We start from the raw sequence: 25,315 nt of genomic DNA on the forward strand, positions 1-25,315 counted from the left end.
GTAAAGTAGTGTCGGCTGTTCAAGTAAAATTTATGACCGCAAATTCCGAGTTAACACAGCAGTATTTGTCAGCGGGCGAGAACCTGCAGAAATCGGGAAAATTTGAGGAGGCGATCGCCCAATACCAACAAATATTAGCACTCAAACCGGATGCGGCGGTTGCGTGCAGCAAGATAGCAGAAGTTTATTATACGCAACAGAAATATGTAGAGGCGATCGCCTCCTGCTACCAAACACTGCGCCATCAACCCAATTTCGCCCCAGCCTACAAAACCCTAGGCAATATCCTGCAAGCCCAAGGCAAAATAGAAGCGGCGGCGCGCGCCTACTCAAAGGCGATCGAATTTGACCCCAATTTAGTCGCTGCCTATGTTAACTTAGGCAGTATGTTTTACAAACAAGGCTTGCTAGACGAAGCAATAACTTATTACCAAAAGGCGATCGCTATACAGCCAGATTTAGCCGCCGCTTATTGGAATTTAGGCAAACTTTTGGAAAAGCAAGGGCGCACCAACGAAGGCTTAATATATCAAGAAAAAGCTTTAAAATTAGAGCCAGAATTAGCAAAGTAGTTGTATAGCCTTTCTCAAAAAGATGAGGTACTATCCGGCATAGGGCATAGGCCTCCGTGGGCATAGGGCATAGGCCTCCGTGGGCATAGGGCATACCTCACTTTTTAGAGAACCGCTATAAGGTGGGCATACCTCAAAAATCCCTGTACTCGATCGACAATCTCAAAGCGACGCACCAGTGTTTACAGGGCGAGTAAAAAAACAACTCTTTTTTGTACAAATGTATTTGGCATTTGTAGTGAGATCGTCCCCGCTCGCGAGTACAATACAATACGCGAGCGGGGACGATCTCACTGTAAAAAACATCCTTTTTGCGATGCAGGAGATGCTCCCGGATTAAAGTCTTCACTACAAACCGTTTTATCGCAAAAAAACATGAATTTAGAAGCCAAAAATCAAGACCAACAGCACCCGCAATACAAGCGCGATCGAGCCAGTGTCAATACTTTATTAACAGGAGAAGCAACCGACTACAATTTATCGGAATTAGCAAGATTAATCATTCGCTACCGAGGCTTTCCCGGCGCTAGAGATATTCAATCAGACTTAAAAAAAGTCCTGCAACAATGGAATCATACCGAAGAAACTCTTTACGAACAAACCCGTAAAATTCACGCCACAGGTGAAGTTTACAGGAAACAAAAAAGCGACCAAGAAGATTGGGCTTAATAATACCAAAGCTTAGAAGTGAAGTAGCGATCTAAATTAATGAGTAATTTTAGGTCTCGGAGCCGGTGCGCCTCGCAGCATTCCTTCTGTACTCAAGTCTTCATCAATTTCTTCCCAGTGAATGCCATAGCCTCCTCCACATACTTCCCATTTTTCCCTTTGGTGGGGCGTTGCATTAAACAATCTTGGATACCAAATTAAAGGCACGGTAATGATTCGTCCATCCATCAAATCAACACTAATGGTTTCTTCTGTAAAATGAATGTGCTTAACTCTCTCGTCCGCTCGAATCGCCAAAATACCCATACCAAGGTTCCAATAGCGTTTGTTTATTTTCTTGTAAATGATATAGAGGACACGGCAGTGCCGTGTCCCTACCGCGATTAATTGTAGGGACACGGCACTGCCGTGTCCTGATTTCCGGTAACTATTTTCAAACCATCTCTGGTGAAACTTGCATTGCCGGCTGCGGCTGGAACTGGAACAGCGAATAAACCACATTGCGGCGGATATCCGTCATCATGTCCAAAAACAGCTCGTAACCTTCAGTTTTGTACTCGATCAGCGGGTCTTTCTGCCCGTAACCGCGCAACCCGACAGACTCGCGCAAAGCATCCATTTGCTGCAAGTGTTCCCGCCACAAAGTATCAATTTGCTGCAAGATAAAGAACCGCTCAGCATCGCGCATCAATTCCGCTCGGATGGCATTAACTTCCGCTTCTTTCATGTCGTAAGCGTTGCGAACTTGTTCGTGGAGGAAAGTTTTAATTTCCTCAACCGACAAATCCTCTAATTGATCGGGAGTCATGTCAGCTAGGAGATAAACAAATTCCTTCACTTTGCTGACAAGTTTTTCGAGTTCCCATTCTTCCGAAGGCAACTCGGGATTGATGTATGCTCCCACGATGTCGTCCATCGTTTGTTCGGCATATTTAATTACCTGTTCCTTCGAGTCCAAACCTTCCAAGACTCGGCGGCGTTCTGCATAGATTGCTCGACGTTGATTGTTCATCACTTCGTCGTATTCAAATACCTGTTTGCGGATGTCGTAATAGTAGGTTTCGACTTTTTTCTGAGCGCCTTCGAGCGAGCGAGTCAGCATTCCAGATTCGATCGGCATATCTTCCTCAACACCGAAAGCCTTCATCAAACCGGCAACCCGTTCGCCGCCAAAAATCCTGAGCAAATTGTCTTCCAAACTCAAGAAAAAGCGCGTAGAACCAGGGTCTCCTTGGCGTCCCGCCCGGCCGCGCAACTGATTGTCAATCCGGCGCGACTCGTGGCGTTCTGTACCGATGACGTGGAGGCCTCCCAACTGAACGACTTCATCATGTTCGCGGCTGGTAAAAGCATCGTACTCGCTGCGAGTTAAATTGTAAGCTTCCCGCAATTTTTGAATTACGATGTCTTTGGTAGGCGCTTTTTCCGAGGCTACAGCCACAATGTCATCGGCTTTCAATTCCGAGAGCGATCGCTCCCCGTACTCCTTCACCGCCAATTCCACCGCCGCTTTGAGCATTTGCTCAGCATCTTTCGATAGCTGCGTCGGGAAAATCTGCGCCGAAGCTTTCCAAGACTTGACCTTTTTAGCCGTTTGACCAAAACCTTGAGCTGCGGGGCGGCCCCCAATACCCGGAACTTGCACCAGCGAAAACCCTTCTTCATCCTCCGGCTGCACGATCCGGGGCATCAAGTATTCCCGCAACTTGAGCCGCCCCATGTACTCAGAATTACCGCCCAAAATGATGTCTGTACCGCGTCCGGCCATGTTAGTGGCGATCGTCACAGCGCCTTTGCGTCCGGCTTGAGCGATAATTTCCGACTCCCGTTCCACGTTTTCCGGTTTCGCGTTGAGCAAATTGTGAGGAATCTTGAGTTCTTGGAGCAGCCGCGACAGCAACTCGGATTTTTCTACGCTCGTGGTGCCCACCAGCACCGGGCGACCAATTTCGTGCATTTCGGCACATTCTTGGGCGATCGCCTTCCACTTCCCAGCCTCCGCCTTGTAAACCATATCCGAAAGGTCAGTGCGGCTCGTCACCCGGTTTGTCGGAATCAGCGTCACTTCCAGACTGTAAATCTTCTCAAACTCGGTTTCTTCAGTCTTCGCCGTCCCAGTCATTCCCGACAGCTTCGGATAAAGCAAAAAGAAATTCTGATAGGTAATCGTCGCCAGTGTCTGAGTTTCCGGCTGAATTTCCGCCCGTTCCTTCGCTTCGATCGCCTGGTGCAAACCGTCGCTCCAGCGCCTTCCGGGCATCACCCGGCCGGTAAACTCATCGACAATCACCACTTCGCGATCGGGATTGACAATGTAGTTAATATCCTTAATAAACAATTCCTTCGCCTTAATCGCATTAAAAATGTAATGCGCCCAAGGGTCAGCCGGGTCGTACAAATCAGTAACGCCCAACAAACGCTCAGCTTCCCCAAACCCTTCATCGGTCAACAGCACATTCCGTGCCTTTTCGTCAACCTCGTAATGTTCCTCATTTTCCTTTCTCAGAGCAGCAGCCACCTCAGCCGCCCCGATGTATTTCTCGCTGGGGCGTTCCACCTGGCCCGAAATAATCAGAGGTGTCCGAGCTTCATCGATCAGCACCGAGTCAACCTCATCAATCACGCAGAAATTAAAAGGACGCTGGACTACATCTTCCATCACAGTAGCCATATTGTCCCGCAAATAATCAAAACCCACTTCGCTGTTAGTCGCGTAGGTAATATCGCAGTTATAATTTTTCTTGCGTTCCACCTGATCCATGCCCTGCTGAATCAGTCCCACAGTCAATCCCAGGAAGCGGTGCACCTGCCCCATCCATTCCGCGTCCCGTCTTGCGAGATAATCGTTGACGGTGATGATGTGTACGCCTTTACCGTTGAGGGCGTTGAGGTACGCCGGCAGTGTCGCCACCAGAGTTTTGCCTTCACCGGTTTTCATTTCGGCAATTTGGCCTTTGTGGAGGATGATGCCGCCGAGGAGTTGGACATCAAAGTGGCGCATTCCCAAAACCCGCTGTCCCGCTTCCCGCACCACTGCAAAAGCTTCTGGCAAGATTTCGTCTAGGATTTCTTTCTCTTCGTTGAGAGATTTAGCTTTTGCCAGACGTTCTTGAAACTCGGCAGTTTTCCCTCTGAGGCCGTCGTCTGAGAGGGTACGGAAGTCTTCTTCCAAGATATTGATATCAGCTACCCAAGGCTGAAATTTTCTTAGTTTGCGCGCGTTGGGATCGCCTAGCAGATTTTTAAACATGGCAGGAGAGGCAGATTTTTAATAATTTAGCTATTAGCTTTCAGGGTTACGGGCTGTAGTGTTAGCCACAACGTTTACCTTTCCCGATTGTAGCAAGCATTGGGTCTGCTCAGGAGTCGTTGGGGGCGATCGCCCGATTTTGGATTTGCCGCTGGTGAGGAAAGCGCTGCACTCCTAGCTTCGACTTCAGGTGGCAAAACTATATTGCATGGCGTTTGAGAATATGAGTGTTGATTCTATTGTAGGCGATCGGCCTTTAGTTAGATTGGTTGGTGTCGGGGCGATCTTTTGTATCCATGTCTTCTGTGATGGTTGGATCTGAAAGCGAAGGTAATGTTAGTTGAAGGTGAATGTCAATTGTTATTGAATGACTTTGATTGTTCAAACTTATATTAACTATATTTACTAACGGAATTTGGGGTGAATAATTGCTTGAGTGAGATTTAACAGAGGGCATAGTTTTATATCCAGCTTCCTCTAGGCAGTTGTGAATATTTCTCCAGTTGCTGACCTTTTCGTTAGGTACATCTGTAATTTTTTTAAAGTATTGATATAAAGTTTTAGATATATAAACCTCAACGCCTTTACGACTTTGATGGAGTTGGCTAGCTATTTCAGCAGGACTGTGGCCGCAGAGCAAACCTCGGAGAAACAGCTTTTCCCGTTCTGTAAGTCCCTTTCTGGAACGGGGAGATACTTGCCATTTGGCTTCTGCCATAGCTTTATAGAGCCTTTCCAAGTCCCAGTTATTCGCAGCCTCGGCAAACATCTCATCGCTGGATGTCATCGCAGTATGTCTCGCTTAGTTGATAGCCAAAGCCTAACCAAAATTACAGCTTTGGCTAGTTGCTATCTGAGTATACTTAGTTTATCATTCCAGAAACGGATGTGGCGATCGCTCTGCTGTAAAAAGAGCGGGCTATGTGTCAAGAGTTTAGGGTGCAGATACAGCAACGGTTAGTGGGTAAGTGTAAAGATTTGTAACAATACGCCAACTTTTGCGTAAATAAGTAATTGGACAGAATTAATTACACACTGATTTTTGGCTGATTCTTTACTAGACAAGGCTTGTAGCCCAGAGTTTTGTGTAATTAATTGTGTCTTACTACTTATCAGGGATTGAAACCGAATACATAGATATAGAAGCAAGATGTTGCTTGGTGCGGGGCCGAGTTGGTACTGGATGCTTAGGCGTTGCGGTATCTATTTGTGGTGCGTGCGATCGGCTAACTTCATACGCTCAATGCGGTTCATTTTTATGAATCGATACGTTTCCTGGAGTCAATAGTAATGGTTTGGGATATTTTACTGCAAGCTGCTGCTGGATTAATTCTTTGTGCAGCAGTGGGTTATGGGTTGCTGCGATTATTGATGCTCTATCAGGAGATTTTGCCGAGTTATGGGAAAACTTAGTTGCTGCTACCAAAGAAATTTGGGGATACATAACAGAAGCTACTCAATATCTTTTGGCAAACATAGCCCAGTTTTTGGAAAATACTTGGTCTGAGATTGAATATTACTTACGCCAAGAGTTTGGGTATCGACGTGAGTGGTGGATAGCTGTTTTCAGAGAGGGTAGAGAAGTATTTCTTGGATTTATCGATCCAACATCGTCACAAGGTCTATTAGATGGCTGGGGCTATTTACAACGGCTGTTCCGGTTGATTTGGCATTTCTTCTGGCAGCGGAATAAACTCTGTCTCTTGAGGAACCTGACCAAACCTTCCTTCTTTCCAATCGAGTTTGGCTTGTTCAATGCGCTCGCGCCGGCTCGAAACAAAATTCCACCATTTATGCCGATCGCCCACAGGTTCGCCGCCAATCACAATACACCGAGCCGTGCCCGATGCAGAAATGCTGACCGGCGTGCCTGAAGTTAGAACCGCCAACCGATGCTGTGCTAAAGGCACTCCATCGATCGCAAGCCCCTCTGTCACGCTGTAAACCGCCTGTTCGCTGTAATCGCCCGGTAAAGTAAATTCTGTTCCTGGAGTCAGTTGCACGTCCAGATAAATCATGGGTGAAAATATTTGGACTGGGGAAGTGCGACCGTAAGCATCGCCCGCAATCAGGGCGAACGAAACTCCTGCATCCTCCCAAGCGGGCAGTTCGGTTGCCGGATGGTGCCGAAACCAAGGTTCTGTTTCTTCGTATTCGTCGGGAAGTGCTATCCAGGTTTGGATGCCGTGCAGGATGGCTTCTTTGCTGCGATCGTTGTCTGGCGTGCGTTCGGAGTGGACGATGCCTCGCCCTGCCGTCATCCAGTTCACCGCGCCGGGACGGATTTCTTGAACGCTGCCGACACTATCGCGGTGCAGCAAAACGCCTTCAAACAGGTAGGTGACGGTTGCTAAGTTGATGTGCGGGTGCGGCCTGACATCCACGCCCCGACCGGGTGGAAACACCGCAGGGCCGAGATGGTCAAAAAAGATGAACGGGCCTACCAGCGTTAGAACGTCTGAGGGAAGCAGGCGGCGGGCTTGGAATCCACCCAAATCTTGAATGTGCGGCTCGATGAGATGCTGGATGCTATGTGTCATGATGTTGATCAAGTTTAGCTGCTTTTAAAGTTGTCTTAAGGGAGACTGTCCGCTCTTTTCTAATTCTTGAGATTTCAAAGGATTTCACTGATTTTTAAAAGATAAAAAAATTAGTGAAATCAGCATAATCTTTCTTGATCCTTGTTTAGCAAGAGTTTCAGAAAAGGGGCAAGAGCTGTGGATTCTTGCCTATACAAACTAACGGTTAAATTATTAGCCAATTAACTCAAAACCCTTCGCATGAGAGGAAACACCATTCTTGATCCGCGCCGCCACCACCATCAGTAACAAGGCCAAACTGTCGTCAGAGAGCCCATCAACCAAATTCTGCATATTTAACAAAGACTCTAGTTGCTTTGGCACTGACATCTGGCTGCTGTTACCAAATCCCTCTCCCCCCGTCAGCCGATTACAGAAGTAAGCGCGGGCTCCCGGCTTGATCTCGTCCATTGCCTGAATTAATTTCCACAGCACCTCCGTAGAAATGCCAGTCTTGCCCCGCCGAAACTCAGAAATATGATTCTCGCTAACGCCTGAAAACTTGGATAACTGTTTTCCAGATATCCCGTAGCGTTCAATAGTCATCCTAAAAATTTCGGAAATCATTGTAAAGTTTTGTTACAAAAATGTATGATTAGCCTTTAGCGGTGGTATTGTCATTTAGTTATCGGTCAATAGCCCCAGTAACAGCCTACCAGCTTTAATAACTCAATCAATTATAACTCTGCCCGCATAATGTAGCGTCGGCGCAGTTTTATTTTGCCTTGAGCACAATAGACACCAACCGAATTTAAGCTTCCAGCCTTAACGCAATAAGGCTTGCAGGCTCAACATCGGTGATGTCTAGTGGCTGCGGCTTGTTTTACGAAACGAAAGGCAAGATTTGAATACAAATGGCAGAGTATGGTATCCAGTCATATTTCTCTGTCATTGAATTCAAAATAACATCCTGGTTTCGAGTGTGCTGTGACTAAAGTCACATTTTAGTGGCATCTATCTATAAATTTAGGATCTAAGAAGTGTCACGAAACTTAACAGAGCCGATTTCTCTAAAATTACCCAAATGGCCTGAGCCTAATTTGAGTAACGTAACTGTGGGGAACCGACGGCTGAGTGTAGATGAAGTTGCCAGGGTTGCCCGCTGCGGAACCAGAGTTCGGTTGAATGATGAAAGCGATATTGTTGAACGAGTGCAAGCATCCTGCGACTACATTGCAAATGCTGTCGAGTCGGGAAAGCCGATTTACGGAGTTACAACTGGCTTTGGTGGGATGGCCAATACAGCGATCGCACCTGAAGAAGCCGCAAGCTTACAAAACAATTTAATTTGGTTTCTCAAAGCTGGTGCAGGGCCAAAGCTGCCCACAGCTTGCGTCCGCGCCGCCATGCTCTTGCGAATTAACTCCCACCTCCAGGGCGCTTCAGGGATTCGGCTGGAGTTAATAGAGCGGATGATCGCTTTTCTAAACGCAGGAGTCACGCCTCACGTTTGTGAATTGGGTTCGATCGGCGCTTCCGGCGATTTAGTTCCCCTAGCGCACATCACAGGGGCATTAATAGGTCTAGATGACAGTTTCACTGTTGATTTTAACTGCAGAGAAATGTCAGCAATTCAAGCCCTAGAAATATTAGATTTACCAAGAATTGATCTGCTCCCCAAAGAAGGGCTGGCAATGACCAATGGTACATCTGTAATGACCGGCATTGCTGCCAACTGCGTCCGGGATTCGCAAGTAATACTTGCCTTGGCAATGGGTACTCATGCTTTGACCATCCAAGGATTAGGCGGAACCAATCAATCATTCCACCCCTTCATTCACAAGCTCAAGCCTCATTTTGGTCAAGTGTGGGCCGCTTCCCAAATGGTCGAACTCCTCGCAGGTTCCTGCTTGAATCGAGATGAGTTAGATGGTTCCCACGAGTCTCGCGGCGATCGTCCGATACAAGACCGTTATTCGCTGCGTTGTTTGCCTCAGTACATGGGGCCGATTGTGGATGGAATCGCAGAAATTGCCCAGCAGATTGAAGTTGAACTTAACTCTGTTACTGACAACCCCTTAATCGATACTGAGAATCAAGCTAGCTATCACGGCGGCAATTTCTTAGGGCAATATATTGGCGTTGGGATGGATCGGTTGCGCTATCTTTTAGGTTTGCTGGCTAAGCATTTGGATGTGCAAATTGCGCTGTTAGCTGCACCTGAATTTAATAATGGTTTGTCGCCTTCTCTGGTTGGCAACACCAGCCGTAAGGTCAACATGGGATTAAAAGGTCTGCAAATAGCTGGAAATTCGATTATGCCGCTATTGACTTTTTACGGAAACTCAATTGCTGACCGTTTTCCCACTCATGCCGAACAATTCAATCAGAATATCAATAGCCAAGGATTCGCTTCAGCTAATTTAGCTCGTCGCTCAATTGAATTGTTCCAGCAATATATGGCAATTTCCCTAATGTTTGCCGTCCAAGCGGTTGATTTACGAACCCATCAAGTCGCAGGTCACTATGATGCACGGGAGTGTTTGTCACCACTTAGCTTACCGCTATATGAGGCTGTGCGCGAAGTTGTAGGACAGCCGCCTAATGTTGACAAATCTTACATTTGGAATGACAACGAGCAATCTTTAGATGTACACATTGCCATGATTGCTGCTGACATTGCACAGGAAGGACGAATTGTGCAAGCTGTGAACCAGATTTTATCAAGTTTGAAGTAGGAAGCAGAAAGGGAAGGGGAAGAATTTTTGTCAAAGATTTACATTATTTCATTCCCTTTTTCCCCTCTCATTTCCTATGTAATACCAATTTTAAAAAAGAATGCAACAGTATTCTTGTTCCCCCCCTTTGCAAGGGGGGGCTAGGGGGGGTCGAAGAGTGTTGCACGATTTTAGAGAAATGGTATAAAACAGGTCATTTGTAGCTAATAACAGTCTGCAAAACGGTGGAAAAATGAGTTAAAAATTTAACTCATTAAGAACTGCTTGTCTTTTACACAAGCAGTTCCAATTTTGCGGCTGCAAAGGATTGTTGAACATTACTAGAAAGGCACAAAAATGGTTACTCACAATATTTCAGCTAACATCTCTGAAACTGCTTTTCAGCTAGATATTTACCCAAGTAAAAAAGCAGATAGATTGTCAAATCAGCAACACTTTTTGACCGATACTGTTCGCCAGTGCGTCAAAGTCTATCAACTTGAACCGAGGGATTGGCAACAAATTTATCAGGCAATTCACCCTGGTTATGTGAGGGATGTTTCCTTAGAAAAAACACAGCACTCAAAGGCTTTAGTTAGTGGTTGGCGATTGGCCTTAACGACAGTGCAACAGTGCATCAAAATCTTGAACACAAAACCTATTGTTTGGCGGCAATTTTACGGAGGACTAAGATAGGAATGAACATTGCAGAGCATATCGAGAGAGGGTGTAGATTTTTTCCTCAGAAAACGGCTTTAATTTTTGAAGGTAAATCTTTTACTTACAAGCAGCTAAATCAATTGGCAAACTGTGCTGCTAATGGTTTGCAAGGATTAGGCATTAAACGGGGAGATTGCGTCGCTCTCTTCCTGCCTAACATTCCCGAATTTGTCATATCTTATCTGGGCATCTTAAAGATTGGTGCTGTCGCAGTTTCTATCAATGCGATGCTCAAAACTGATGAAGTTCGGTTTATTCTCAATGACTGTGCGGCTAAGATAGTAATTGCGACAGAATCATTGCGAGTGCAAGTGCCTGATGATGATTTAGCTTATCTTCAATACATTTTGATTGCTGAAGATGGAGTTATTAAGCCGCCAAGCATGGTTGTTAGCCACTCTTCTCATATTTCTGGAAGCAAGCAGAGTTTAAGCTGTAAAGAAATCAGTTTGTTACAACTGATGGCTTTAGCTTCTGTAGAAGCTAAAGCTATTCAAATGGAACCCACAGAACCCGCTGCAATTATCTATACATCGGGGACGACTGGTTTTCCTAAAGGAGCTGCGCTTTCTCATGGAAATGTGACTTCTAATATGCACTCTGTCAAGCACTGCTGCGGTATGAGGGCTGAAGATAGGTTGCTTTTGTATTTACCATTGTTCCACTGTTTCGGTCAGAATTTCATTCTGAATGCGGGATTAAATGCTTGTGCGACTATCATTTTGCAGCGCAGATTTTATCCAGCAGAAGTTTTGAAGGTAACGGCTGCGGAGCAGATTACCATGTTTTTTGGAGTGCCTGCTGCCTTTGCCAAGCTGTTAGAAATGTCGCCAGATGAATGCAACTTTAACTCAGTACGCTATTATTTTAGCGCTGCTGCTAGAATGCCTTTGGAAGTTGTAGAGCAGTGGCAAGAACAGTATGGTTTGGTGATCCATGAAGGGTACGGTTTGACGGAAACTTCGCCTTTTTCTTGTTATAATCATTACTTGAAATATAAGCCTGGTTCGATTGGGATGCCAATTGATAATGTGGAAATGAAGGTGGTGGATAGTGAGGGTTCAGAAGTGGAGGTTGGGGATGTTGGCGAGATTATTATTCGCGGCCCTAATGTGATGTCAAGCTATTGGAAACGTCCCGCTGAAACTGCCGAAGTTATGTCAAATGGTTGGTTTCACACTGGAGATTTGGGCCGGATGGATGAAGAGGGCTATTTCTACATTGTTGACCGCTTGAAGGACATGATCAATGTTTCTGGATTTAAGGTTTATCCGAGCGAATTGGAGCGGGTGATTTCTCAACATCCAGCGGTGGCGGAAGTGGCTATTTGTGGTGTTCCTGACAGAGTGAAAGGTGAGAGTATTTTGGCGAATATTGTCCTGAATAATGGGCAAGTTGTCGCGCCAGAGGATGTGATTTCTTTCTGCTCTAAGCAGATAGCTGCTTATAAGGTTCCTCACCTTGTCCGGTTTGTTGATTCGTTGCCGAAGAATACGACGGGTAAGGTTTTGAGGCGGGTTTTGCGCGAGGCGCATAGTTAAGCTCCTATCCTATCCTAGTCAGGTTTCCAACTCTTTAGGGTGTCTTACCTTGAGTTATGCTCTGCGAATTTTTAACCTGTCGCGGTTAGACACCCTACTCTTAATTGCCCAAAAGTTTACAATTTCATAACGAGTTACATTGTCATGTCTCAATCAGTAGGTATTCGATCAATAGCTGTTAGCTTTCCAAAAGAAGTTATTAGAAACGATTACTTCTTAGAAAACTATCCAGAACTATTAGACACAACAAAACAAGCAAGTTTTTCCAAGGCTTTTACACCTCTAGAAGGTGGTGAAATGAATGCCTGGACAAAGACGATGCTCCCATACGTATCCGATCCTTTCCGAGGTAGTATTGAGCGCCGGATGATTAGTGGTGATGAGACTTCATTAACTCTTGAACATAATGCAGCTTTACAAGCTATTCAATCAGCAAAGCTGAATATTAAGGATGTTGATTTAATGATTGTTTCCTCAATGTTTCCACATCATATTATTCCCGGAAACGCAGCTTACTTAGCAAAGAAATTAAACCTAGAATGTCCGGCTTTCAATCTCGATTCAAGCTGTGCTGGTTCACTTTTTGCTCTTGAAGATGCTTGTTTGCGAGTGGCATCTGGGCGATACAAAAATATTTTGGTCGTAGCTTCATGTACATACTCTCGCTTTTGTAAGGGGGAAGCTTTTTCTATCTTCTCTGGTGATGGAGCGGGTGCTTTTTTGGTTGGTGAGTTGGAAGCAAATCAAGGACTTATTGGTGCAGAAATTACCAACACTAAAGAATCGTGTGGGGCTGTTTCCGCAGACCTCACAACTGACTTTCAAGGTCAACCAGTATTCATGGTTCGGGCAAACAAAGAAGCTGGTAAAAAAATGCCAGAATTATTCACGAAATACTTTCGTAAGTGCTGTAATAGTGCCTTAGAAAATGCTGACGTGACTTTGAAGCAAATCGATTTCTTTATTTTTTATGCTGCCACAGCATGGTACGTTGATTTCTGCGTAGAAGAGTTAGGTATTGATCCCACAAAAACAATCAATATTTACCCTCACTACACTAATATTTCTACAGCTTCGGTTGTAGTTGCCTTGCATCATGCAGCAAAGCTAGAAAAAATTCACGAGGGTGATTTGGTTCTTGTTTACGCTCATGGGTTTGTAGGTAATGCTGCCGCAATGGTTATACGCTGGGGTAAGGTTGCATTAGGCCCCATGCCAACTCCATCGCCAAGCTTCATTAATGTTCCGGCAGCAGTAATGGTTTAATCGCGTTCTAAGGTAAAGAATTTACCATTTGAATAAGTAATATTTTGTGGAAATTATTTGCTTGTCGGGGGAGTAATCAATAAAAAACTTTATTTTTACTCCCCACACAGCCACATTTTAATTCATCAAAAATAAGGAGTTCAATGATGTTCTACTCAAGAGAATTCGATGGAAAAGTTGCGCTTGTTACTGGAGGAGCTTCTGGTATTGGCAAAGCAATAGCATTCGCATTTGCTAGCGCTGGAGCAAATATAGTAATTGCTGGTCGCCGAGTTGCGGAAGGGGAACAAACAGTCCATGAAATTTGTGAAAGAGGAGGGGAGGCTATTTTTGTGAAAACTGATGTTTCTCAGGAGGCTGATGTAAAAGCATTGGTTGACAAAACTGTGGAAATTTATGGTCGTTTAGACTACGCCTGTAACAATGCTGGCGTAATTGTAGGAGGTTCGATTACAACTCTTTTAGAATCAGACTGGGATCGCATAACTAATGTAAACCTTAAAGGAACTTGGCTTTGTCTCAAATATGAGATCCCTGCGATGCTCCAACAAGGCGGTGCTATCGTGAATATAGCATCTATAGCTGGAATTACTGGCTTGGTTGGTTTTTCTATCTATTCAGCTAGCAAAGGCGGGATTATTGCTTTAACCCAAACCGCAGCGATGGAGTATGCTAAGTCTGGCATCCGCATCAATGCTGTTAGCCCAGGAGCCATCCAGACTGAGGCTCTAAGTATGAATATCCCCATAGACCAACTTGCTTATATAGAAGCACAGCATCCTGTGGGACGTATCGGCCAGCCAGAGGAGGTTGCCAATGCTGTTACGTGGCTATGTTCGGAAAAAGCTTCGTTTGTTACAGGGCATAACATGGTGATTGACGGCGGATACACCGCGCAGTAGGGAAAATGCCCCAAAAGACGAGAGCGATTGTTAACAGTCCCTCTCGCTTTTGTATACATTCTTCTTAACAAATCTATGCTATCTAGCACTATACTTTCATACCCCTACCTCACTTATCTGAAAATGCTGTATTCTATATCACATAACTTTTGTAAAAGTTTATGCTACGTTTATTGGTTATATGGGTGCTGTTTTTAATCAACAGTCTGATTCTCAAAAAATTGCACAGCTAAAATTATGCTAAAACTCAACGGCTACCAACTTTTTCAACCCATTTACGAAGGCTTCAAAACCGTTATTTATCAAGCCGAACGCTCCTCAGATAATACTCCCGTAATTATCAAAACTCTCAGAGCCGAATATCCCACCCTAGAAGAAATCGCCCGCCTCCGACATGAATACAATATCCTTCAAAGTTTAAAGATAGAAGGAATTATTAAACCGATTGAAATAACGAACTACCAACATAGTTTAGTTTTGGTTTTAGAATACTTTGAGTCTCAGTCATTAAAAAAATTTGTTAATGCAGAACACCTTGAATTAAAACAATTCCTAAATATTGCTATTCAGATAGCAGAAATTTTAGCAACACTGCACCATAATCACGTAATTCATAAAGATATTAAACCGCAAAACATTATTATAAATCCCCAAACCAAGCAAATAAAAATTATCGACTTCAGCATTGCTACCAGCTTGGAAAGAGAAACCCAAAGCCCAATGAATCCCAACTGCATTGAAGGCACTCTTGCTTATATGTCCCCAGAACAAACTGGGAGAATGAACCGCACCCTTGACTATCGCACTGACTTTTATTCCTTGGGTGTCACATTCTACGAGATGTTGACGGGTAAATTGCCTTTCAATTCACTAGATCCAATGGAATTGATACATTGCCACATCGCGAAAAACCCCATTCCACTCCACCAACGCAATCCAGAATTACCAATAACCATAGCCAATATTGTCACAAAATTGCTGGCTAAAAATGCTGAAAATAGATATCAAAGTGCCTTGGGATTAAAAGCTGATTTAGAAGAATGTTTGACGCAACTGCAAACGACAGGAAAAATTGAAGATTTTATTCCGGGTAAAGTGGATAAAACTGGACAATTCCTGATTCCGCAAAAACTATACGGACGGGAAGCGGAAGTGGAAACTCTCTTACAAGCCTTTGAGCGGGTCAGTTTAGGGCAAACCGAGATGATGTTGGTTTCTGGTTATTCTGGTATTGGCAAAACTTGCGTAATTCAGGAAATTCACAAACCAATTCTTCGGCAAAGGGGATATTTTATTAGCGGTAAGTTCGATCAATTTAAGCGAGACATTCCCTATGCCGCCCTTACTCAAGCTTTTCAAGAACTTATTCGGCAGATATTGACGCAAAATTATGACGAAATTGCTGTTTGGAAAGAGAAACTGCTTGTAGCTTTAGGCGAAAATGGGCAGATTATTATTGACGTTATTCCAGAAGTGGAACTGATTATCGGCAAACAGCCTGAAGTTTCTGAATTAGGGTCTACAGAAACCCAAAACCGTTTTAATCGTATATTTCAGCAATTCATTTACGTTTTTGCTCAACCCTCACATCCCCTAGTCTTGTTTCTTGATGACTTACAATGGGCCGATTTAGCTTCTCTAAATGTAATCGAACAGTTAATGACGGACTCGGATAGTCATTACCTGTTAATGATTGGTGCCTATCGAGATAATGAAGTGAGTCCAGTTCACCCGACTATTCAAACTTTAGAAAAAATTGAGAAAGCTGGTTCTGTCATAAATAATATTATTTTGCAACCCTTAGATATTAGTCAGGTCAGTGAGTTAGTAGGCGATACTTTGAGTGAGGTAGCTATTAGCGGCAACCGCATTTTTGAGCTGTCTGAATTATTATATAATAAAACTCAAGGAAATCCATTTTTTTTAACGCAGCTATTTAAAACTTTAGCCTCCGAAAATTCATTAACTTTTAACTTTGAATTAAATCAGTGGCATTGGAGCATTGAGAAGATTCAAAGCTTAGGAATTACCGACTTCAATGTAGTTGAACTGGTAGCTAGGAATATTCGTAAATTGCCAGATAATACCCAGCAAGTTCTGAAATTAGCAGCTTGTATTGGTAGCCGATTTAATTTGGATGTTTTGGCGATTGTCAATGAGAAATCTTCTCACGATACCGCAGAGGATTTGTGGACTGCTTTGCAAACCGGATTAATTTTACCGTTAAATCAGGATTATAAAATAGCTTTATTGTTTCAAGCAGATGATAAGAATGAGTTGTTGTTTGATAGGTCGAGAGTGGGTTATAAGTTCTTACACGACAGAGTACAACAAGCAGCTTACTCTTTAATTCCAGAAGCAGGCAGAAAACCAACTCACCTGAAAATCGGTCAATTGGTGTGGAAAAATACGCCGAGCGAAAATCTTGAAGAAAATATTTTCGATATTGTCAATCAAGTAAATATCGGACGAGAGTTTATCCTATCAGAATTGGAAAAAAAAGAGCTAGCTCATTTTAATTTGAAAGCCGGAAAGAAAGCAAAAACTGCGACCGCTTATAAAGCAGCTATTGGGTATTTGAATGTTGCTTTAGAGCTTCTGCCAGAATCAGGCTGGCAAAGTCACTATGAATTAACAAAAAATATTCATTTGGAAGCCTTAGAATTAGAATATCTAAATACTAATTTTAACCGGGCGGAAAATTTGTCTGAAATTGTGTTGCTACAAACTCAAAGTCTTTTAGATAAAGTCAAAGCTTATGAATTTAAAATTAGCTTTTATTATTCTCAAAATCAACCGCAGAATGCTCTTGATATAGCTTTAAAAATATTGAAAATGTTAAAAGTTGATTTGCCGAATCAGCCGAACAAATTAAATATTATGTTAAATTACAGTTTGATAAAATTCAAGCTAGAGCGCTATTCACTAGAAGATTTAATCGATCTTCCTTTAATGACTGATCCCTATCAACTTGCGGCTGTGAGAATATTAATTAATGTTCTGCCAGCTACTTTTAGCGTCAATCCTCTCCTTTTTCCTCTCATGGTATTTAAAATGATGGATATTGCTTTAAAGTATGGCAATTCATCTCTATCTGCTTACATATTTGGAGCTTATAGCATTATTTTATGTTCGGCTATAGGAGATATAGAGTCGGGGTATAGATTTGGTAAATTATCTTTAATAATATTAGATAAATTTAACGCCAAAGATCTCAAAGCCAAAGTTTACATGATGTTTAATATTTTTGTTATAATCTGGAAGGAAAAAATTATAAATGTTCGTCAATCTTTAGAAGAGGGATTCCAAGCCGGTTTGTTAAATGGAGACATTCATTACGCTTGCCAATGTGCTACTAACTATTGCACATATAGTATTTTTACCGAAGTTAATCTAGATAATTTATCTCGAAAGCAAGCAGAATACATTGACTTAATAGTAAAGGTAAAAGAAGAGTTTCTTGGTGTCATCATAAATTTATGGCATCAGTTTACGCTCAATCTTTTAAGAAAAGCTAGTGATAATAAATTGCTAATAAGCGACCATTTTAATGAAGAAAAAACTCTTGCAGTGTTTATTGCAACCAATAATCCTACGGGGATAATGCACATTTATATAGCAAAAGTGATCGTATTATATTTATTTAAAGATTTTCAATTGTCGGTTAGAGCAGGTCAATCAGCAGAGAATTACCAACAAAGTTTAAGTGGTTCATTGTTTTTTGCTCAGTACAAATTTTACTATTCCCTAGCCCTCCTCGCGCACTATCCAGCCACCACCAAAACCGAACAAAAGCAATACCTGAAAAAAGTAGCATCCCATCAAAAACAAATGAAAATATGGGCGCACCACGCCCCCATGAACTTCCAGCACAAATACGAACTCGTAGAAGCAGAAAAAGCGCGAGTATTGAGACAAAACGAGACAGCAATAACCTACTACGAACGAGCCATCAACGGAGCCAAAGAACAAGGATTCATCCAAGAAGAAGCCCTCGCCAACGAACGTGCTGCCGAATTTTATCTAGCCCTCGGTAGAGAAAAAGTCGCCAAAACCTACATGACCGAAGCCTATTACTGCTACATTCGCTGGGGAGCGATCGCCAAAGTCAGAGACTTAGAAGAAACATATCCCCATCTCATCTCCCGCACGCAGCAGTCTGAAACTATCAGCCTTGACCCCACTAGCACAACCACCTCAAACTGGACAACAACCTCTACTTCCAGCCATTCAACAGCACTTGACCTCGATACAATTATGAAAGCAGCGCAGGCGTTATCTGGGGAAATTGTTCTCAGCGAACTGCTAAGTAAATTAATGACCATTCTCATAGAAAATGCCGGAGCTACTCGCGGCTCATTGCTCACCCAAGCAACTTTTTCATCTAACCAAAGTGAGAATCAGTGGGTGATTTCAGCCACGGGAATCGTGGAAAGTAACGACCTCACCGTATTGACCAATCCCCAACAGCCCGCAGAGGAAAATATTTCCGTTCCTCTCATCGAAAATGCAGTTCCAGCCTCGATTATTAACTACGTTGCCCGCACTAAAGAAACAGTCGTTTTAAACGATGCCAGCCACGAAGGAATCTTTAAAAAAGACCCCTACATCCAACAAAATCAGCCCAAATCAATCTTGTGTACGCCCCTGCTCAATCAAGGTCAACTTTCAGGGATTATCTATCTCGAAAATAACTTAACAACCGTTGCATTTACCGCTGACAGACTCACAGTGTTACAAATGCTATCGGGACAAGCTGCGATCGCTATTACCAATGCTAAACTTTACGCAGAAGTCAATCAACTTAACCAAAATTTAGAACAAGCCAACCAACAACTAGAAGCATATTCGGAAACCCTAGAACAGAAAGTTGAAGAACGCACCGCCGAATTAAAAATAGCTCAAAAACAAATAGTAGCCTCTGAAAAACTTGCCTCCCTCGGAGCTCTCACCGCAGGTGTTGCCCACGAAATCCGCAACCCCCTCAACTTCGTCACTTCTCTTGCTACTCTCTCAGAAGAGTTAACCTCTGAAATCGCAGAACAAATAGACCGCCAATTCCAAAATTTAGACTCAGAATCCCTTGAATTAATTAATGAAAACCTCACTTATCTTAAGCGCAACGTATCAGAAATTAACGAACAAGGACAACGTGCCAACAGCATTATTCAAAGTATGCTAATGCACGCTCGCAGCGAGGGTAGTATCCGCCAAAAAACCGACATTAACGCCCTCGTCGCTCAAGCCCTACAATTAGCTTACCACAGCATTCGTGCCAAAGATAAAACCTTCAACCTTACCCTGAAAACCGACTATGACCAATCAATTGAAGAACTAGATGTCGCCTTTTCTGACCTCAGCCGCGCTTTAATTAACATCATTGATAATGCTTGCTATGCCTCTTATATTAAACTATCTAAAATGACCGCCGATTTCAATCCCACAGTTTCTGTTACCACTAAAAATCTAGGCACTGCAATAGAAATCCGCATTCGTGACAATGGCATTGGTATTCCTAAAGAAAATCAAGAAAAAATATTCCTCCCTTTCTTCACTACTAAGCCTCCCGGACAGGGAACGGGTTTAGGTTTATCCATCACTTACGATATCATTGTTGGACAGCATCGAGGCAATTTAGAAGTGCAAACCGAAACCGAAAATTACACCGAATTTATCATTACTTTGCCCAAAAGTTAAATAGCTTTGGCGCACGATAGAGGCGTTAAAACATTACATCAGTAAATTTACTCGAAGGTTGAAACTGCTTCTTGTCAAACCAAACCCACCTTTACTGGTTAAAATTATACAGTTAATGTTAAGTATATCCACTGAATTAAACGTAAAATACGGATGAATAAAAAGCTGATTGCATAAGTATTCTTCCTTCTTCCTGACTACATCCTCATTAATAAATTTAATCCTTTACAAATTTTAAACAACGCGCTATATTAAGCTAATGACCCTAGTTATTTCTACCATAGGATACAGAATAGCTCCCCATGACAGCAAAAATCCTAGTCGTCGATGATGAACAACTTTTAGAATACGTCATTCAACAAAAATTCAGGCAAAAAATTCGGATCAAAGAAATTGAATTTGTCTTTGCTCACAATGGCAGAGAAGCCTTAGAAAAAATTGCCGAATCTCCACCATTTGATTTAGTGCTAACAGATATTAATATGCCCGAAATGGACGGGTTAACTTTACTAGAAAAACTCTCAGAAATCGACAATACATTGAAAGCAGTCGTCATCTCCGCCTATGGAGATATGCAAAACATTAGAACTGCCATGAACCGGGGAGCTTTTGACTTTTTGACAAAACCCATTGATTTTCAGGACATGGAGATTACTATCCAAAGAGCCTTAGAAACTGTTAAACAAGTCAGACAAAATTTAACAGAACTTCAAGAGGTGCAAACTCAACTCATTCAAAACGAAAAAATGGCTTCCGTGGGCCAGTTAGTGGCCGGAGTTGCCCACGAAATTTACAATCCCATCAGCTTCATTATAGGAAACATTGAACACGCCGAAAGCTACTTTCAAGAATTGATGACTGCTCTCAACATTTATCAACAACACTGCTCCCTAAATAATCCAGAATTACAAACTCAAATTGAATCTCTTGACCTCCCTTTTCTCTTAGAAGACTTGCCACAAATGCTCAGTTCTATGAAAGAAGGAACTGAGCGCATTCGGGGAATTAGCATTTCTCTGAGGACTTTTTCGCGGGTAGATACTAAATCCAAAGTTCGTTTCAATATCCATGAAGGAATTGATAGTAGCTTATTAATTTTGAGACATCGGCTCAAAGCCAATGAGGGTAAACCCGAAATTCAAGTGCTAAAAAACTACGGAGAATTCCCCCCAGTAGAGTGTTATCCCGGACAGTTAAATCAGGTGTTTTTAAATATCCTTGCTAATGCCATAGACGCATTGGAAGAGTGGGATTCAGGGCGGAGCCGCGATGAAATTAAGGCGAATCCTAATAAAATTACCATTCGCACTTTCCTTACCGATGAGAGCGAAAAAGTTATCAAGGATAATTCCACTTCTCATGTTATAATTTCTATTGCTGACAACGGGATGGGGATGACAGAAGAAGTGAAACGGCGGGTATTTAACCACTTATTTACTACAAAATCAGTGGGTAAAGGAACGGGATTGGGTTTATCGATTTCGCGGTCTATTGTTGAAGAAAAACACGGGGGATGGCTCAGTTGTAACTCTACACCTGGCGAGGGAACAGAATTTATTATTGAAATTCCCACTTAAGGGTTGGGAACTGATAAAATTAACACTTACGCACAGGCTAGAAACCGAGTTTCTTTGTAGGTTTCTAGTGAGAATCTTAAATTTTGTAGATAAACCCGGTTTAGGAGCATAAGTCCTGAAAATGATGAGTTTTCTGTAGGAGCAGTGCTTTCCTGCCTTCCCCAAACTTACTTACGGTGCAACCCCAGGGGGGCAATCACAGGGGGATTGCCCCTACAAGAGAATTAAAATCCTGGTTACTTGCTAACAAGAGCAATTCATGACAGCTAAAATCTTAGTAATTGATGACGAACCACTTTTAGAATATCTAATCCTTCAGCTATTTCGGCGTCAAATCAGCACTCAAGAATTTGAGTTTGATTTTGCAATTAATGGAGTCCAAGCTTTAGATAAACTTCAAGCTGATGGCTCTTTTGACTTGGTGCTAACTGATATTAATATGCCCGAAATGGACGGTTTAACTTTGCTAGAGAATCTGCCAGCTATTGACCCGACGCTCAAAGCTGTAGTGGTTTCAGCTTATGGGGATATGCCAAATATTAGGAGAGCTATGAATAGAGGTGCTTTTGATTTTTTAACGAAGCCGATTGATTTGAATGACTTAAAAGTTACCATTAATAAAACTTTAGAGTTTGTGCGACTTGCTAGGGAAAAAGAGCAGGAGCTTGCTACAGCGAATGCACAAATCTGTTACCAAGCATTTTACGACGAGCTGACAGGTTTACCTAACCGTAATTTGCTCTTAAAAGAGATGCGTAGTGGCAGCAATTCTATAATAGAAGTGGGTCATTTAGAAGCTATTTTATTTCTGACTATTAACCGTTATCAAATTGTTAAATATAGCTTAGGTCATTCTAGAGGAGAGCAGTTGCTAGTAGAAGTAGCACGGCGGTTAGAGGCTTGGGCTTTGAATATGAATCTTATAGCAAGAGTGGGAGAAGATGCGTTTGCGATTTGGATGGAAAATATTGCTAATTCTCGGTTAGCTTTAGATGCAGCAGAACGCATTCGCCAATCTTTAGAAATGCCGTCTCACTTGAATGAAACTGCGGTCTTTTCTAGTGTTAGTATTGGCATTGCTTTAGGTGCAGTTGGCACAGAAGAGCCGGAAGAGTTGCTGCGGGCGGCTGACGTGGCTAGACATGAGGCTTTTGTTCGGGGTGCTGGTAGCACTGTTGTATTTGATGCTGGTATGCAATCGAGAGCTTTAGAGCAACTCCAGTTAGAAAATGACTTGCAAAATGCAATTAATTTGCAACAGTTTTACCTTAATTATCAGCCGATTGTATCTTTTGCAACGGGTAAAATAGTGGGATTTGAAGCGTTGGTAAGATGGCGGCATCCGACCCGCGGCTTGGTTTCTCCGAGCGAGTTTATTCCGGTGGCCGAAAGAACGGGTTTGATTGTGGCACTAGGGGAGTGGGTACTGTCGGAAGCAGTGGCTTGTTTAAGTAAATGGCAGTTGCAATTCCCTGACTATTTGCCTTTAAATATGAGCGTTAACTTATCGGGAATTCAGCTATTTGCTCCTAATTTGTTACCACTTTTAGACTCACTGCTGCGAGTGCATAACTTAAAGGGCGAATTTTTGAAGTTAGAGATTACCGAGAGTGTTTTAATGGAGAATGCTGAGGAGGCTGCTGGGGTACTAGAGCTGTTGAAAGCTCGGCAAGTTAAGGTGTGTTTGGATGATTTTGGCACGGGCTATTCCAATTTATCTTACTTACAATTGTTGCCGATTGATACTCTCAAAATTGACCGCTCTTTTGTTTGCTGCCTGGAGGAAGGAGGGAAAAATTTGACTTTGCTGGAGGCGATTTTAAATCTGGCGAGTTCTTTGGAATTAGAGGCAATCGCAGAAGGGGTGGAGACGGAAGAGCAACTAATTATACTCCGTTCTTTGGGATGCAGCTCCTATCAAGGGTACTTTTTTTCGCGACCTTTGGAGGAGGAAGGGGCTGTTGCTATGTTGAGTGCTGCAACGCTTTTGGGCGATGCTTAAACGGCGGATATTTCAACGCTAACTAATATAGCCTATTCCTGGTTTATTAAGTAAAGTGTCAGCCGCTGCTAAACTAGCTTTTTAAGTGCTTAGGATTGACAAAATAAGCGTGCAGTAGCCAGCCAAATATCTACTATCTGGGTAGTGGTTGGCGAGAACTGATGTAAAAAAGCTTTCAGTTGTGACCACCCTAATTCTATAGGATTAAAGCCAGGAGATTAGGGTGATACATTCAGGATACATAAGTTGCATTGTCAATAATCTATCTCAACACTTACGGTATTTTAGCTATCGTACAACAAATCATTCTCAAACATCTAATTATGCTTAAGATTTTCCTTAACGTTTGCAGAAGGCTTGCACACAAACTCTCACTTTTGTGTTAGTTAACCTTTGCTGAAAAATTAGGTTGTCCGTAAGTGCTGAATGCGTTACTCGCCAGTAACAGAGATAGGTTTTGTGTAATTCCTGGATTTGCTACTGGCGGATGACCGGAAAATGTGAGTACAACTCCGCCACGTTGTTTAGTGGAAGGTTTTTGGTTGGTCTGGTAAATCAGCGATTATGGTTTTCTGAAAATTGAGGACGATCGAAAGAAGGTCAGCCTCTCAAAAAGACGTTGCTGATTTAGGGTATGAAAGGCTAAATATGCAAGTCATAGAAACCAGTATGCACAAAAATTCGGGATTTTTAAGTGATTTTTTTCATACCCTGATTAAGCAACGCCAACCAAACATATCAACATCCCGGAACGATCGCCCGAACCAAACCCTTGACCCCGCTCACCCGCCTCATTAAGAAATACCCCCGACGGATGCAGTAATGCAGTATTTGCGGCAAACTCTCAGGTGTCGGGTCGGGTATACACGCCTGCATGAAGATTGAGGGACACGGGCAAGCAAAAATCCTGACGCAAGAGGAAATCGAACTCTTGTTCAACGAAGGTTTGCAGAGCGATCGCGACCGCGCCCTCTTTGGAGTTTGCCTGTACACTGCCTGCCGCATTGCCGAAGCGTGCAGCTTAAAAGTCATCGATGTTTTCACCCCAGCGAATGCCATCCGCTCCGAAATGATTATCCGATGAATGTCAACACCAAAGGCAAGCTCGGCACCCGCACTATCCCCATTATTCAAGAGTTGAGGCTGCTGTTAGAAACCTACAAACATCCCTTACCTATTCCCCAGCCGCCACCTCAACCACCGCTGGAAACACGCGAACCCGGAAGCTGCCTCTCACCTATTCCAAGAAGCTTGCGAAAAAGTTGGCATCATCGGCGCTTCCACCCACAGCCTCAGAAGGTCGGCACTGACGCAGATGAGCAACGCGGGGATTCCATTGCGGATCGTTCAAGAAATCAGCGGCCACCGCAACGCCAGAACAATTGCAGTGCTACTTAGAGGTTAGGCCGGAACAAGTGCGAGGGGCGATCGCTTCACTTTCCATGCTTTCTAACACTGGAAAACGCTCGTTACCCCGTTGGCAGCGGTCTGCTAGTTTATGACGATCGCCCCCAACCGCCGCGATCGCTCCATCCCCACCTACCAGTGCAGTAGTAATGCAGTAAGTTTGACCGACTCCGCTGTCGGGTCGGGTATAAACCACAGGTCGCACGCCAACGGTCGCATGAAGTATGGGTGGGCCGCGAGTTCAATTTGCTTTATCGATCGAGAAAGAGTTTGTGATTGATAAAATTGGCGTTAATTCAGATCGAACCGATCGGTATTTGTGATATGACTGAAATATAAAAAGTTTGCAAGCTAACTCACGACGAGGTTATGAAGCAATGAATGTTAACAGCGCCGCTCGGTAGTCCTGCATAGCAAGGAAAATGTGTTATAATTTTATTTTTTATAACCTACCTTAAATTTTAGCTTATGAACTG

19 protein-coding genes are annotated in these 25,315 nt (G+C 43.1%); 13 read left to right on the forward strand and 6 right to left on the reverse strand.

What is annotated here, in order from left to right:
- Window positions 1-32 precede the first annotated feature (32 nt).
- Window positions 33-572 (forward strand): tetratricopeptide repeat protein, encoded by a 540-nt coding sequence (locus QUB13_RS12500; protein ID WP_333381069.1) that lies wholly within the window; start codon window positions 33-35, stop codon window positions 570-572.
- Window positions 573-947: 375 nt separating this feature from the next.
- On the forward strand, window positions 948-1,241 hold the full coding sequence (locus QUB13_RS12505) for a DUF3288 family protein (RefSeq protein WP_333087686.1): 294 nt from the start codon (window positions 948-950) through the stop codon (window positions 1,239-1,241).
- A gap of 36 nt (window positions 1,242-1,277) precedes the next feature.
- Here the strand turns inward: QUB13_RS12505 and QUB13_RS12510 are convergent, their stop codons facing one another.
- From QUB13_RS12510 to QUB13_RS12520, 3 genes are all read right to left on the reverse strand, one after another.
- Window positions 1,278-1,547, reverse strand: coding sequence for a DUF2442 domain-containing protein (locus QUB13_RS12510; RefSeq protein ID WP_333381071.1), 270 nt, complete (start codon window positions 1,545-1,547; stop codon window positions 1,278-1,280).
- A 127-nt stretch (window positions 1,548-1,674) separates the two neighbouring features.
- Window positions 1,675-4,491 (reverse strand): preprotein translocase subunit SecA, encoded by a 2,817-nt coding sequence (gene secA, locus QUB13_RS12515; protein WP_333381073.1) that lies wholly within the window; start codon window positions 4,489-4,491, stop codon window positions 1,675-1,677.
- A 256-nt stretch (window positions 4,492-4,747) separates the two neighbouring features.
- Window positions 4,748-5,278, reverse strand: coding sequence for a helix-turn-helix transcriptional regulator (locus QUB13_RS12520; protein WP_333381075.1), 531 nt, complete (start codon window positions 5,276-5,278; stop codon window positions 4,748-4,750).
- A 503-nt stretch (window positions 5,279-5,781) separates the two neighbouring features.
- On the opposite strand from QUB13_RS12520, the gene QUB13_RS12525 reads away from it, so the two are divergent.
- A complete protein-coding gene (locus QUB13_RS12525) occupies window positions 5,782-5,904 on the forward strand; it encodes a hypothetical protein (RefSeq protein ID WP_333381077.1) in 123 nt (40 codons plus the stop codon).
- A gap of 230 nt (window positions 5,905-6,134) precedes the next feature.
- Here the strand turns inward: QUB13_RS12525 and QUB13_RS12530 are convergent, their stop codons facing one another.
- Both QUB13_RS12530 and QUB13_RS12535 read right to left on the reverse strand, forming a co-directional pair.
- Window positions 6,135-7,031 carry a pirin family protein gene (locus QUB13_RS12530; protein ID WP_333381080.1) on the reverse strand — a complete coding sequence of 299 codons (897 nt, stop codon included), beginning with the start codon at window positions 7,029-7,031 and terminating at the stop codon, window positions 6,135-6,137.
- A gap of 213 nt (window positions 7,032-7,244) precedes the next feature.
- Complete coding sequence (locus tag QUB13_RS12535) at window positions 7,245-7,616, reverse strand: helix-turn-helix transcriptional regulator (RefSeq protein ID WP_333381082.1); 372 nt, start codon at window positions 7,614-7,616, stop codon at window positions 7,245-7,247.
- Window positions 7,617-8,110: 494 nt separating this feature from the next.
- Between QUB13_RS12535 and QUB13_RS12540 the strand changes: the two genes are divergently transcribed.
- The 10 genes from QUB13_RS12540 to QUB13_RS12585 all read left to right on the forward strand — a co-directional run bounded on the left by QUB13_RS12540 (window position 8,111) and on the right by QUB13_RS12585 (window position 24,837).
- A complete protein-coding gene (locus tag QUB13_RS12540; protein WP_333381084.1) occupies window positions 8,111-9,748 on the forward strand; it encodes an HAL/PAL/TAL family ammonia-lyase in 1,638 nt (545 codons plus the stop codon).
- A gap of 336 nt (window positions 9,749-10,084) precedes the next feature.
- Window positions 10,085-10,423 (forward strand): hypothetical protein, encoded by a 339-nt coding sequence (locus QUB13_RS12545; RefSeq protein ID WP_333381086.1) that lies wholly within the window; start codon window positions 10,085-10,087, stop codon window positions 10,421-10,423.
- Window positions 10,424-10,425: 2 nt separating this feature from the next.
- Entirely contained in the window at window positions 10,426-11,988 is a 1,563-nt protein-coding gene (locus QUB13_RS12550) for a class I adenylate-forming enzyme family protein (protein ID WP_333381089.1), read from the forward strand.
- A 144-nt stretch (window positions 11,989-12,132) separates the two neighbouring features.
- Window positions 12,133-13,254: a 3-oxoacyl-ACP synthase III family protein gene (locus tag QUB13_RS12555; protein WP_333381091.1), complete on the forward strand. Its 1,122-nt coding sequence runs from the start codon at window positions 12,133-12,135 to the stop codon at window positions 13,252-13,254.
- Between the two features lie 143 nt (window positions 13,255-13,397).
- Window positions 13,398-14,156: an SDR family oxidoreductase gene (locus QUB13_RS12560; RefSeq protein WP_442922161.1), complete on the forward strand. Its 759-nt coding sequence runs from the start codon at window positions 13,398-13,400 to the stop codon at window positions 14,154-14,156.
- A 237-nt stretch (window positions 14,157-14,393) separates the two neighbouring features.
- The gene (locus QUB13_RS12565; protein ID WP_333381093.1) at window positions 14,394-19,853 is read left to right on the forward strand and encodes a trifunctional serine/threonine-protein kinase/ATP-binding protein/sensor histidine kinase; all 5,460 of its coding nucleotides are present in this window, start codon (window positions 14,394-14,396) and stop codon (window positions 19,851-19,853) included.
- Between the two features lie 302 nt (window positions 19,854-20,155).
- Entirely contained in the window at window positions 20,156-21,430 is a 1,275-nt protein-coding gene (locus tag QUB13_RS12570) for a hybrid sensor histidine kinase/response regulator (protein WP_333381095.1), read from the forward strand.
- Between the two features lie 259 nt (window positions 21,431-21,689).
- Window positions 21,690-23,432 (forward strand): putative bifunctional diguanylate cyclase/phosphodiesterase, encoded by a 1,743-nt coding sequence (locus tag QUB13_RS12575; RefSeq protein ID WP_333381097.1) that lies wholly within the window; start codon window positions 21,690-21,692, stop codon window positions 23,430-23,432.
- Window positions 23,433-24,306: 874 nt separating this feature from the next.
- A complete protein-coding gene (locus QUB13_RS12580) occupies window positions 24,307-24,516 on the forward strand; it encodes a hypothetical protein (protein ID WP_333381099.1) in 210 nt (69 codons plus the stop codon).
- A gap of 81 nt (window positions 24,517-24,597) precedes the next feature.
- Window positions 24,598-24,837 carry a tyrosine-type recombinase/integrase gene (locus QUB13_RS12585; protein ID WP_333381109.1) on the forward strand — a complete coding sequence of 80 codons (240 nt, stop codon included), beginning with the start codon at window positions 24,598-24,600 and terminating at the stop codon, window positions 24,835-24,837.
- Here QUB13_RS12585 and QUB13_RS12590 read toward each other — a convergent pair.
- Window positions 24,823-25,035, reverse strand: coding sequence for a hypothetical protein (locus tag QUB13_RS12590; protein ID WP_333381101.1), 213 nt, complete (start codon window positions 25,033-25,035; stop codon window positions 24,823-24,825). The genes QUB13_RS12585 and QUB13_RS12590 overlap by 15 nt on opposite strands.
- Window positions 25,036-25,315 lie beyond the last annotated feature (280 nt).

The organism is Microcoleus sp. B4-D4 (genome assembly GCF_036705185.1).
GTDB lineage: Bacteria > Cyanobacteriota > Cyanobacteriia > Cyanobacteriales > Microcoleaceae > Microcoleus.